Below are 13,062 nucleotides of genomic sequence, written 5' to 3'. Positions count from 1 at the left end.
ATGCTATTTGAATCTGATTTCGCCTGGCATGCCAATTTTTAATCGACCGTCGTTTTTCACTTTTACCTTAATGGCATAAACCAATTTTACACGCTCTTCCTTGGTTTGAATAATTTTAGGGGTAAATTCAGACTGGGAAGAAATCCAGATGATTTTACCTGAAAGAGTCTGATTTTCCTCTTTGTTTTTATCAATCAGGACTTTGACATCCTGACCAATTTTAACCTCGGAAAGCTGATCGCCACTGATATAAGCTCTTAAATCAAGTGTGCTTAAATCTGCTAGTTTGAAGAGTGGCGTTCCTGTATTTACCATTTCGAATTGTTCGTGATATTTCTCTAAAACGGTAGCTGCTTGAGGTACTGCAATGATGCTTTTTTTAATCAAATCGTTTAGAGCCTCTATCTTGCGATCTACATTTTCCAGTTCACCCAAAACCTTGGCATTTTCAGTTTTAATTGCCTGTATTTGTTTTTGAGCAAGCTGAATTTTTCCATTGATATCGTCCACTTCTTTGCTGGTTGCTGCACCATCTTCAAACATCTTGTCTATTCTTAACTTATCCTTTTTTAGTATGGCGATTTGTTCCTTGTAAACAGCGATACGCGAAAGAATGTTCTTAATTCCGGAAGCGATGGTTTGTTTTTGTGCTTTCAGTTGTTCTCTCTGTAGGAATAGTTGAGTGGTATCGATGAGTCCGACTTGTTGCGCTTGCTCGAAAACATCGCCTTCATCCAGATTAAGAGCAAGAATTTTACCACTGTTTTCCGCTGAAATCATGTATTCAGTCGTTTCAAAATTTCCGTATGCATCCGATTGAATTGTGTTTTGATTGCAGGCAGATGCAATAAATGCTAATGCAATGCTTACTCCAATGATTATAGTTGGTTTCATATGATTGTAATTTTAGAATTGTTTAAATGCCTTTAATTCTTTGATATTCTGCCAATGATTGTTGCAGCTGAATCAGGTGATAGGCTTTGTTTAGTTTTGCTTGAATTTCTTTATTTAAATCATCAAGGTAGTCGCTTGAAGTAATAACACCATTGTCCAGTTGTGAGGCTGAACTTTCACTGATGGCTTTTTTTAGTTCTATGATTGCGTCATCTTTTTCGAGTAAGATTTTAATTTTTTTCAATCTGATGCTTTCATTTCCCAACTCGATCAGTTGATTCTGTGTAAAGCTTAGTTCCTGCGTGTTTACAATATCCTTGCGGATTGTAATTTCTTTTTGTTTACGACGGTTCGATTTCCAATCGAAAATATGCCAGGATATTTTAGCCCCCAACATATAATAAGTATCAAACTGATCGGTCAATTGATTGTAGCCGGGGTTGCCATATCCCAATTGGCCAAAACCTGATATTACGGGATAGCGGTCTTTTTTCAAGAGTTCTTTTTGCGCTTCGAGTAATGATTTTTGACTTGAATACATCTGATATTCTGGTCTTTCTTTACTTTTTGTGTTTAAATTATCTACAGATTCGATATTAAGACTGTTGTCCTGTAGTTGTGTATTGGTATCAATTTTACGTCCCATTAGTTCGGATAGAACATGAAAAGAAGTTGCTTCATATGCACTCAATTCCTGAATTTGTTGATCGATGAGCAATAGTTCTGATTCCATTACTTTTAGGTTGGCAGGAAGAAGGACTCCATTTTCTACAGCAGATCGGATTTGTTTTATTCGATTCGAAATGGTTTTGTGTTTGTCGAGAAGTACCAGCTTGTTTTTGCGAACCAGCTGAATGCCAAAGAATGCATCATTTACTCTTTTGCGCAACTGATAGAGTTGAATTTCCAGGTTTTGGATTTCGACTTCCGAAGCCTTTTTTTCTAATTCAATTCTGTCTTTGGTTTTTCCACCGTCATAAATCAGCTGTTCAATGTCAACATTAAGAGCATATTGATCTTTTGGTGCCTGGGGGGTTACCATATTGGGTAAAGAAATACCTGTAACATCGGACTGATAGGTGACTTTCCCATTTGCATATAGTCTGGGTAGATAGGATGTTTTGAGATTTTCAATATTCAGTTGTGAAGATTGGTTTAAAAGATCTTTCCCTTTTACTAAAGGAAAGTTTTCCTGCACTTCTTTCTGACATTGCTCCAAATTAAGCACCTCTTCCTGAGTCCATCCAATTTGAAAATGAAAGATGAGTGCCAGTAGAAGTAGGTACCTGCTATTTTTGAAAAGTGAGTTCATCTTGATTTTTTAGATTTTTATCGATTGAATAATAAAGTCGGCAACACTGTCAGCTCTTGATTTAAGAATCTGATCCATGTCTTCATTTTTATATAAGAATTGTCCAGTTATGGGACGGCTTGCAAAGGGGAAGACCGAGAGACTTATAATATTCATAATGAGTTCTCGTGGGTCAATAGGTCTTATTTTTCCCGATTTTACAGCAGTTTGAATTTGTGCCATGGTTTTTTGTTTCCCTTCAGCAACGCCTTCAAAACTAATCAGGTTTATTATGCGGTTGGGATTGGTATTAATCTCATTTATTATGAAGTTTGGGATAAAAGGGTATTGGATCAATATTTTATTGTAGTGCTTGCAAATGTTTCTGATTTTCTGAAACAATTCAGAATCATCAGCTAAAAATGCAGCTAAAGGGCGAATCAGTTTTTTAAAGGCTTCTTCAAAAACTTGTTCAAACAGCTTTTCTTTGCTTCTATAATAATAATGTAAGAGAGCTTTGTTAATACCGGCACGATCGGCTATTTCCTGCATTCTGGCTCCGGCTAAGCCTTTTTGAGCAAAAATAGTTCTAGCTGCGTCCAGAATATTTTCCTGAGTTTCAATTATTTTCTTTTCCATGACTTTTGTTTTTTAACCATCTGGTTAAAATAATTTTAAAAAATAACCATATGGTTTAACTACTTGGTTAATGCAAATGTAGAGCATAAATTCATAATCGCAAATTAAAATTGATTTTTTTTAACCAACTGGTTAAATTTGATGATTAATATCTTAAACTTTCAGATAGAGGAACTTAAATTTTTAATTAATTGAAAAGTACAACAGGAATTCGTGTATGAGATTCACTGTTGCTTTATGGCTTCAAAAGTGATAACTTGTATAATTCAGATGATTAACAGAAAAAAGTAATGTAAACAGATAAAAGGAGGATTGAAGAATGACAATAAATCCAACTAAACTAGCGAATCCGGATGATTTGGTTTTCTATGTGAAATATCATATCAAGCCTGATTGTACTGAAGAATTTCAGAAACGTTTGTTTGCGCTCGTAGATCATATGCGTCGAGAGCCAGCATTTGTAAGTGCTTTTGTTCATCAGGATGCAGAGGATCCTACAAAGTTTAGTATGTATGAACGATGGACTGAGTCATCGAAAGAGGATTTTATGACCTACCAAATGGCAGCAAAGCCCTATCGTGAAGCGTATGAGAAGAGATTGCCTGAGATGAGTTCGACTCCAAGATTAATTCACATTCTTCGTCCTTTAGCCTTTTGGGCTAATCCAAAGTTTGAACCAGTAGAAAATGATTTGATTTTTTATATGAACTTTCAAATTAAGCCACATAGACAAGCCGATTGGAAAGAAGCAGCTTTGCATGTGTTGGATGGAATGGCCAGAGAGGGGGCTTTCGTTTGTGCTTTTCTGCATCAGGATGCTGAAGATTCATCCCGGTTTACTGTTTATGAGCGTTGGAGTAAACCAGGGCGTATAAATTTTTCTGATGAGCATCGAAAACTTTTGGAGTCTATTCTGCCTGATGCTGTTTTAAGTTTTCGAACATTTCGTATTCTTAATCCTTTAGGAAATTGGGTAAGCGTTTAAGTTCTGCATGATAGAGAATTGTAAAGCCATTCTACAGGATGAAATATTAGTGCCTGTAGAATGCTTTACTGTTCTTTAGGCAGCTCGGCTTGTTTTAATTTTATAAGTCATAGAAGTTGCTAGTCCACCAATTATAGCTGGTAGCAACCATCCCATTTCGTAGGTACTCATAGGAAAGGATAATAACCAATTCCGGGTTTGTGATAAAGCATCAAAGGATTGGCAGATAAATATAAGTATACTGAAAGCCAGAGTGCCACCTACAACACCAGAATAAACACCCTTGAAACGAATGTATTTATCAAACAGATTAAGAATGATCAGGACCAATATGGCTGGGTAGATCATATTTAAAATCGGACCAGAAAAGTAGACGATTTGTTCTACACCCAAATTGGCAAGCAGGAAACTGATTAGGGTGATGGTGATCACATTAAAACGATAGCTTAGTTTGTTGTTGGTCAGTTCGTTAAAGTATTCGGCAACAGTTGTTGTTAGACCTACTGTTGTGGTAAAACAGGCAAATATAACTGTCACGGCAACCATCCAAACCCCATATTGTCCGAACATTCGGTCAACCAGAGCCATAAAGGTTTCGGTTCTATTCATTCCTTCCGGAATATTGGCAGCACCATTGGCGCCAAGATATATTAAACCACCATATACAAAACCGATAATGCTCAAGGCAATCAGGCCGGACTTGATGGTCATTTTTATTTGTGATGAAGTATCAGTGTAGCCTTTTTCTTTTAAGCTTACAAGAATAATACCCGCAAATATAACTGCTCCTAAACCATCCAGGGTTTGATAGCCTTCGAGAAATGCATAGGTGTATACGTTTGTTAATTGTGCCTCTGCCATTGTTTCTACTGGCATTAGCATATTTTTTACAATAATCGATACCAAGGCAATAAGTAAGACAGGTGTCAGGTAGACGGCTATCTTATCGATAATACCCTTAGGATTGATTACAAAGAGTAGGGAAATACCAAAATAAATCAATGTAAAGATATATTGAGGCATTCCAGGAAAGATTGGGACTATACCCATTTCATAACTGACTGCGCCTGTTCTTGGTAGTGCCAATAGGGGACCTATAATTAGCATGATGATGATCCCCATGATGATACTAAACTTTGTTCCAACTTTGGAAGCAAAGGAATTGAATGTACCTCCCGATTTTGCAATGGCAATAATTGCCAATATTGATAAACTTACATCAGTCGTAAAAAATCCCATGATGGCTTGTAACCAGGAATCACCACTTAAAACACCCAACTGAGGTGGAAATATTAAATTTCCAGCACCAAAAAACATAGCAAACAATGCTACACCAATCACCATCACATCCTTAAGCTTCTTCATCATCATTTGTTATTAAAAATAGAGCGCGAATGTATCAAATGATTGATGAAAAAAAACAAACAATTATCAGTTATTTTAAATTCATAAGGAAAAATGGGGTGTGATAAACTAAGGGAGAAAATTACTCAAGACGGTATATTTCCATAATGTCTTTTAATATCTTATTAAAATCAATTTTCATATCGATAATATGGCCTGTGTGGATATCGAAAACCCAACCATGCACAGTGATTTGTTGATGTCTGAGTGCTTTTTGGACTTCTGCTGTTTTGATTAGATTCACGCATTGTTCCTGCACATTCAGTTCAACCAATCGGTTGTATTTTTGCTCTTCATCGGTTATGGCATTCAACTCATCTTTGTGCAAGCGGTAAACATCGCGAATATTTCTGAGCCAGGGATTCAGAATTCCCATGTCTTCAGCCTGCATAGCAGCTTTTACACCGCCGCAATTGTAATGTCCGCAGATCACCACATGTTTTACTTTAAGGTTGTTTATGGCATAATTGATGACAGACATGGCACTTAAATCGGTATTGGATACCATGTTGGCAATATTGCGATGGACAAACATATCGCCGGGTTCTATGCCCATTAAATCACCGGTTGTGACACGACTATCAGAACAGCCGATATATAAAATTTCAGGATTTTGTTCGCTAGCTAGTTTTTTGAAATATTCAGGATCTTTATTCAGCTTTTCAGCAATCCATTGCCGATTGTTATTAAAAATATGTTCGATATTCACCTCAGAAAATTTTGGTTAATGAATTTTGTTTTGGAGTGATGTTGTTGTCATTATTAAATCTTTTAATGTTGACAAGTTTGTGGTTTTCACTCTTCTGAGACTAAATATAGTAAAGTTCTTTTTGGTTAAGGTGAATTGATGTGATAAAAAGAGGAGATGGTCTTTTATAGTTTTTTGAATTACTAAAAGAACTGGAATTTGATACAAGAGAAAAAAACCGCTTTGCATATGCAAAACGGTCGATTGTTTTCATTATGAATTAATCTTCATCATCAAGAATATTTTTTACGCGCCCCACTTCACCTGTTTCCAATTGGACCTTGATGCCGTGAGGATGAGTGGGGGATTTAGTCAGGATGCGTTTCACTACACCTTCGGTTAATTCGCCAGTACGCTGATCTTGTTTTTGTACAATTTCAACATATAAGCCTATTTTGATGTTTTTTCTTTTTTTACCATCCTGGTGAAAATCTGCCATAATTCTGTTTTTTTGTTTGGATTGGCAAGATAGCTTTTCTATCCTTTTTATTCAGTACCGAGTTCTGAAAGTTTCAAAACGGTTTTCCAATTCCGTGTTGTAGCCTGGCAATCGAGTTTTTTTTCAAATAGGGTATTTGTTAATTTTGATTGGCTGTATTTTCCCTTGCAACAGATGAAAACATCCTGTCCAATAACGACGAATTCATCGTCACCCAAATCCATCGTTCTTAATTTGCTAATTAGCTCTTCTTCGGGACTTTTGTCCAGCAGTGTTAAATGAAGCTGATCTATGCTGATGCTGCTGTCATTAAAAAAAGGATTTTCTTTAATGGTTTGTGTCCACTCATTAAGTTTTCTGACCATTACAGGTACTTCGAATTGATAGTGATCCAATATTGCTTTTTGAATTGTTTCAGCGAGTTGTGAGTTATTTTTTTGTCCATCAGTATCAAAAATAATATTTCCACTTTGGATATAAGTGATACAGTTTGAAAAGCCAAGCTTTGAAAAGATAAGACTTAAATCTGCCATAAGTACTTTGCGCTTGCCACCTACATTTATACCCCTCAAAAGGGCGATGTATTTTGTCATGAGTTTTATTTTATAATCAAAAGTTTGTTATTAAGATTGATGGGGGAGTGTAAAATAAAAGACACTACCTTTTTCGTCTTCTGATTCCACCCAAATTTGACCTTCATGTTTTTCTACAAAATCTTTGCATAGAAGCAAGCCTAAACCCGTTCCTTTTTCACCTGAAGTGCCATAAGTTGTTAAATAATCAGTCGATTTAAAAAGTTTGCCTAAATTTTCAGGACTAATTCCAACGCCCTCATCTTTTACGCTAATGGAAATGTGTTTACTCGTATCAACAGCTGACAAATAAATATTCTTATTAGGATGTGTGAATTTTATTGCATTGGATATTAAATTCCGAAGAATGGTCATGAGCATGTTTTTATCAGCGTAGGCCAATTGATCTGCTGAGACTTGATTGTGAACCGTAATGTTCTTACTTTTCGCTGTTTCTGCTAACATGAACGTACAAGTATCAATAATTTCAGATAAATTGATATTCGCAGGCATAAACACGACTTCATTTCGTTGACTATTTGCCCAGGTTAGAAGGTTTTCCAATAAATCATAAGTTGTATTTGCAGTTTTTTGAATAACTTTCAATATTTCGGTTAAGCTTTGAGTATCTGTTAAATCGTAATTTGAAAGTATTAATTCGATAAGTTGCTTGAAGCTACCGATGGGGCCTCGTAAATCGTGTCCAATGATCGAAAAAAGTTTGTCTTTGGTTGCGTTGAGTTCTTCCAGCTGTTGTTTACTTTCTTTTAGTGCTTGTTCTGCTTTATTGCGTTTGGTTATGTCACGAAAACTCCATACTCTGCCAATGCTTTTCCCATCTAACTCCTGTGGTCGTGAATAAAACTCGAATTTCTTGCCATCTTTAAAATCGATAAGATCAAATGATTCATCATCTGTTAAGTATAAGTTTTCGACTTTGGACAGGAAATTTTCGGGCTCAGATAATTGATAGAGTACCGAAGCCAATAACTTTTCATCATCGCGTGTTGCAAGCACTTCATCTGAAATACGCCAGAGCTCAACAAATTTGTTATTAAATCGTTTAACTTTCCGTTTTTTGTCAATTACAAGAATGCCATCAACCGTTGATTCTAGTGTTGCTTTTACTAACGATAATGATCTTTTTAGTTTTTGTTCTGCTTTCTTTCTATCATTAATGTCTCGTGTTATTGCGAGTATACCTGTGATTTCATCATTTTGAAGACGTAAAGGAACACTGCTGGTTTCCAACCAAATGCGTCGTCCTTTTAAACCATTAACTTCAAATTCCAGCTTTCCACCTTCACCATTTAGTGTTTTGAAATTGAGCTCTTTAAATGCTTTTCTGTATTCTTTTTTTATCAGAGGAAGGATGGGTTGACCTAAAACCTGATTGAGATTATCTGCCTCAATCATATTAAGACCAGCTGGATTCATGTAGGTTAGTTTTCCTTCTTTATCGAGGATTTTTACACATTCGGGTTCCGTTTCGAGGATAGTACTAATGCGTTTTTCACTTTCTTTTAGAGCTTGTTCTGTTTTTTTTCGATCTGTAATATCATCTATAGTGACTATTACATGGGGATGCCCATCAATATCAAGAGGTTCAGCGCTAACACTAAGGCATCTGTCATCAGGCTTTCCATTGATGACCAAGGTTAAATTAAGTTCAGCGCCATGTATTTGTTTATTTTCCGAAATGATTTGTTCTATGCCCTGACGAAATGGACAAGTCGGGCATGAACTTGAAAATCCACAGCCTTTAGGTGTTTCAAGACTATGAATGCAGCCTAATCCACCTCCGGCCCAAAGACCAATAACTTCTGTTGGGTCCCGAAAAATCATAGAATAAATAGCCTGGTTCGCATGAACTATAGCTGTGTCTCGATCGAGAAGAAGTATGCCCATAGGTACAGCTGAAAATATCTTTAAGAAATTTTCGTGCTCTTTTAATAGTTTTTCTTCAGCCTTTTTTCGGGTTTCGATTTCTTCGGAAAGTTTTTTATTTGCAGCTTCTAAGTCTAATTTGGTTTGGATTTCTATCTGGTCAAGTTGATCGTCTCTCATATTAATATCTCGCATCTATAGTTACTTGTTTAAGAATCGTTTTGATACACTTATATTACAATCTATTGAGGATTTTTTATTATGTGTTCGACTTATATGATCATATTTCTCAATATGAAATTTAATGCTTATTAAAATAATCAATTCATAGTCATAAACAAAATATATCTTCATAGGATATCTGTAGTGATAAGTGGACGGAATGTATTTGTTTAATAAGCAGGTTTTATACTGATCCTGATAGATGGAGTTGAATTTTGAGTAAAAAAAAAGGAAGCCGTAGCTTCCTTTTTATATTCTTATTGATGAGTTCTCTATTAATGAGAAGCACCTTTAACTTTTAGTTGGTCGCCAGTATCGTTTGCTACAGCTCTTTTCCATTTTTCGCTATAACCTGGTTGTCTCATTTTAGGATTCTGCTTGTTACCATCCTTCGTTTTGATGTTACCATCCATAAACTTAGCAAATAAATAACCATAGAATTCTCTCCACTCGTTTGTCAGGTTATCACCTTGGTTACAAGAGAAATCTGTTAAGAACTCGATAGCAGCAGCTTTGTCAGCTTTAAACATGCCTTCAGCAGCCATATCGATGATCTTAGTGAAATTTTGGTATTTAGCTTCAAGCTCAACTTGTTTCGCTCTAATTTCTGGGTGAATTTCTGAGTAACGTGTGTAAGCAAAGTTAGTTACCTGGTTGAATACCCAGAATGCAGACTTATTAGTGAAATCCATCATTTTACCATTACCTACAGCAAATGATTTAGGAACACGAGTTGCTGAGCAATACATTGGGAAATAAACTGTTGAAGCAGCGTCGTCTACACCAAACCAGTTGATTCCACCTACAGCATCTGGTAACCAGTTACGAGACTGAGCAACGAAAGAGAAACCTGTTTGTTGAGTTGCAGTAGCACGCTCGTTGCAATAAGTTACGCCGTCAACTTCCCATGTTAATGGTCTCCAACGGTAAGGGTTACCATAAGGACCAGCACCCATATCTTTTGACATATCTAATTCAGTTCCTTCAAGGTGATCTCTCATGGCATCCTTAAGCTCCGAAAGTTCAACTTTATGGTCCGGCTTAATCCAAAGAGGCATACGGTTAGTCGCATATCCTTTTTTGTCAAGTTTGATATTTCCTTTTGCATAATCGAAATGCTTGTCCATATCCTTGCTTACACGGTTGAAGAATGTCCAAACACGCATTTCGCAGTAACGAGCACCACCGAAATCTACAGGACCATAAGAATCAGAAAAACTGAAATTTTTGTTTTTACCATCTTTAGGGTAAAGACCTTTTTCTTTGGCAAAAGAGATCATATCCTTAGCATAAACATTAACGATTTCAGGATTGAAAATCTTATCCATCTTATCAGATGAAATGGATGTTTTTCCTTCAAGAGGGAATTGGGTGATACGTGCGTGATTAGCGTGTCCACTAACGTAACCGTCAGGAATCATACGAGCAGCCCAAACAGCACCTTTTTCGCCGTTACCTTTACCAATCATCTCCAGAATCCAAACCTCATCTTTATCAGAAATGGAGAAAGATTCACCTGAGCTATAGTAGCCATAGGTTTCCACCAACTCAGTCATAACTTTAATCGCTTCACGAGCAGATTTAGCACGTTGCAGAGTTAGATATATCAGGCTACCATAATCGATAAGTGCACCTTCCTGAGAACCCAATTGTTCAACACCACCCCAAGTGGTTTCACCAATAGCCAACTGGAATTCATTCATATTACCTACCACAGAGTAAGTGTGAGCAACCTGAGGAATCTGACCTAAGTATTTTCCAGTATCCCACTCATAAACATCAATCATAGTGCCTTCTGCCCAATCAGCAGCAGGACGGAAGTAAAGCTCACCATATAAAACGTGTGAGTCTGCCGCATAGGTAATCATGTTAGAACCATCGGCACTAGCACCTCTGGTAACTAGGTAATTGGTACATGCACTGGCTGTTGAAGCTGTAAAAATAGCTAGCAACATGAATAGTGATGCGAAAATTGATAACTTTTTCATTCTAATTGTTTTAGCTGGTCTAAAGACAGTTAATATTTGTTTTTTGTAATAATGCATTTGTTAATATTCAACAGGTTGTGATACTTTAAAAAAACATCAAAACCGAATGAATTTGTACAAAAATAGCAAAAAATGGGAGACTAAAAAGTGATAAACACCCACTTGAGATGTGTTGGATAATATACCGTTATTGACTTATGCATAGCAATTGTGGAGTGAGTGCGAAAAAATGGGTAAAAAAATAAGTGTATCTCTTATTGTTGAGGGATACACTTACTTAAATATTGGTGTTTTATACAAACACAGCAGGAATCTGAATCTTTACTTTTTGAAGGCATAGCTTTTTGAGTTTTGGGTTCTATTCTCGGCAATTTGCATATTGTTTTCAGTAACAACAAGTTTTTTTGATTCAACCAGAAATGTTTCCTCTACTCTTGAGTTTTCACTCACTAACACCAAGCTGTATGCACCATCTTCCAAATGTGAAAGGTCGAATAGTTTTTGTGAGTTAGATTCAGCTTCGATTACTTGGCTATAGTAAATATTACCTGCTTCATCGTAAATTTTCAATCGTGCATCAGTTTCTGATGGGTTTAATATAGACACGATAGAATAATCGGTGTTTAAATACGGGTTGATACGAAGGTGCCCACCAGCAAAAGCAGAACTCAGACTTAAAACGAATAGGGCAACGAGTGCCAAGCCTCTTAATTGTAATTTTAAATTTCTCATCTTAATAAAAATTTTAGTTAATAATTAATTGTATCGTCAAACGCTTTAAGTGGTTTCGTTTGACATTGTAAATCTAGGAAGTATTTTTAGAATAGATCCAGATAAAATGGGGTAGTAGTAATGAAAATGCAATTATTTTCATTTCAAACGGTTTCGGGAAGCCCCGAAAATGTTTGCGTTTGAGAAGATTATTAAAGAAAATTATCATTAATAGATTTGTTTGTTCAGTTTGCCAATTATGATAACGTTTTCGTAAAATGTGGGGAAGGGCCTAAAACGTCAGTTTATGAGAAAAGTTGAATGATAAGGAAATTTTTTGACCATAAGTTTTAAAAAATAGACGATCCGGAATAAAAAAAATGCGATTGTTTATGAAAGAACAGATTCTGATTCTCATAAACAGTCGCAACTTGTATATTCTGATGTTTGTTTTGTCTAATCTCTTTGGTTCCCGCTAAACCAATCTTTAAAGTCATTGACTTTTTCACGCGATACAATAAGATCTTTATCGGAATCTTGATTGAGTTTGACTTTAAGCCTTGAGTTGGAATGTATGTTTACACCTGAAATGGCATTAATGTTGACTATAAAGGATCGACCAATACGGAAAAATTCTTTTGGGTTTAAAAGGTCTTGCAATTCTTCCATTTTATAGTCGATAATGTAGTGCTTGCCTTCATTAAGAAGTATAAAGACATCCCGACCTTCACTATAGAAAAGAGCTATTTCGTTGCAGGTGAATGATCGAAGTTTGTCACCAACTTTAATCATGAACCGGGTCTTGTAGTTTTTTTGAATTTTGGATAAAACCTGGCTTAGATCTTCAAAATTCTTAAGTTTGGATTCTGTTGAAAGTGTAGCACGCATATTTTCCAGTTTTTTCATACTGGTAAATAAGTTGTCGAAGCTAACAGGTTTTAGTAGGTAGTCTATGCTGTTAAGCTTAAAAGCATTTAGAGCATATTCATTATAAGCCGTTGTGAAAATAATTGGCGTTTGAACTTGTACGCGATTGAAAATTTCAAAGCTTAGCCCGTCAACTAAATGGATATCAAGAAAAATGAGATCGATTTTATTGTCTGGGTTTCCCAACCAGATACTCGATTCTGTTACCGAATCAAATCTTTCGACTATCTGAATGTTAGAATCGTATTTTTTGATTAAACGCTCAAGCTTTTCAGCGGCTAAAATTTCGTCTTCAATTATAATGACTTTCATGCTGCATTATGACTTTATGATTCCCTATAAAGGGATGTTTTGT

Annotated in this window: 12 protein-coding genes; 1 reads left to right on the top strand and 11 read right to left on the bottom strand. The window is 36.0% G+C overall.

All coding sequences use genetic code 11. From position 1 onward, the window contains the following. Positions 1–3 precede the first annotated feature (3 nt). The 3 genes from EO244_RS09545 to EO244_RS09535 are packed head-to-tail and all read right to left on the bottom strand — an operon-like array spanning position 4 to position 2,824. Complete coding sequence (locus EO244_RS09545; protein WP_129254444.1) at positions 4–894, bottom strand: HlyD family secretion protein; 891 nt, start codon at positions 892–894, stop codon at positions 4–6. Positions 895–916: 22 nt separating this feature from the next. Further along, on the bottom strand, positions 917–2,206 hold the full coding sequence (locus tag EO244_RS09540; RefSeq protein ID WP_129254443.1) for a TolC family protein: 1,290 nt from the start codon (positions 2,204–2,206) through the stop codon (positions 917–919). 9 nt (positions 2,207–2,215) lie between these two features. Next, positions 2,216–2,824: a TetR/AcrR family transcriptional regulator gene (locus EO244_RS09535; protein ID WP_129254442.1), complete on the bottom strand. Its 609-nt coding sequence runs from the start codon at positions 2,822–2,824 to the stop codon at positions 2,216–2,218. A 319-nt stretch (positions 2,825–3,143) separates the two neighbouring features. Here EO244_RS09535 and EO244_RS09530 point away from each other — a divergent pair, with 319 nt between their 5' ends. Next, the gene (locus EO244_RS09530) at positions 3,144–3,809 is read left to right on the top strand and encodes a putative quinol monooxygenase (RefSeq protein ID WP_129254441.1); all 666 of its coding nucleotides are present in this window, start codon (positions 3,144–3,146) and stop codon (positions 3,807–3,809) included. Positions 3,810–3,884: 75 nt separating this feature from the next. Here EO244_RS09530 and brnQ read toward each other — a convergent pair whose 3' ends face one another. The 8 genes from brnQ to EO244_RS09490 all read right to left on the bottom strand — a co-directional run bounded on the left by brnQ (position 3,885) and on the right by EO244_RS09490 (position 13,019). Further along, positions 3,885–5,174: a branched-chain amino acid transport system II carrier protein gene (gene brnQ / locus EO244_RS09525; protein ID WP_164977454.1), complete on the bottom strand. Its 1,290-nt coding sequence runs from the start codon at positions 5,172–5,174 to the stop codon at positions 3,885–3,887. Between the two features lie 121 nt (positions 5,175–5,295). Next, positions 5,296–5,922, bottom strand: a complete 627-nt coding sequence (locus tag EO244_RS09520; RefSeq protein ID WP_129254439.1) for a carbonic anhydrase — start codon at positions 5,920–5,922, stop codon at positions 5,296–5,298. A 259-nt stretch (positions 5,923–6,181) separates the two neighbouring features. After that, positions 6,182–6,400, bottom strand: coding sequence for a YwbE family protein (locus EO244_RS09515; RefSeq protein ID WP_129254438.1), 219 nt, complete (start codon positions 6,398–6,400; stop codon positions 6,182–6,184). A gap of 47 nt (positions 6,401–6,447) precedes the next feature. Then, positions 6,448–6,993, bottom strand: coding sequence for a DUF1697 domain-containing protein (locus EO244_RS09510; protein ID WP_129254437.1), 546 nt, complete (start codon positions 6,991–6,993; stop codon positions 6,448–6,450). A 30-nt stretch (positions 6,994–7,023) separates the two neighbouring features. Further along, positions 7,024–9,054, bottom strand: a complete 2,031-nt coding sequence (locus EO244_RS09505) for a PAS domain-containing sensor histidine kinase (protein WP_129254436.1) — start codon at positions 9,052–9,054, stop codon at positions 7,024–7,026. A gap of 302 nt (positions 9,055–9,356) precedes the next feature. After that, entirely contained in the window at positions 9,357–11,069 is a 1,713-nt protein-coding gene (locus EO244_RS09500) for a dipeptidase (RefSeq protein WP_129254435.1), read from the bottom strand. A 321-nt stretch (positions 11,070–11,390) separates the two neighbouring features. After that, entirely contained in the window at positions 11,391–11,801 is a 411-nt protein-coding gene (locus EO244_RS09495) for a T9SS type A sorting domain-containing protein (protein WP_129254434.1), read from the bottom strand. A 435-nt stretch (positions 11,802–12,236) separates the two neighbouring features. Then, positions 12,237–13,019, bottom strand: a complete 783-nt coding sequence (locus tag EO244_RS09490; RefSeq protein WP_129254433.1) for a LytR/AlgR family response regulator transcription factor — start codon at positions 13,017–13,019, stop codon at positions 12,237–12,239. Positions 13,020–13,062: the final 43 nt, after the last annotated feature.

The sequence above is a fragment of the Ancylomarina salipaludis genome, assembly GCF_004122035.1.
Taxonomy (GTDB): Bacteria; Bacteroidota; Bacteroidia; order Bacteroidales; family Marinifilaceae; genus Ancylomarina; species Ancylomarina salipaludis.
Note: the sequence above shows the minus strand (reverse complement) of the source record. Positions and strands in the feature narration are given on the sequence as shown.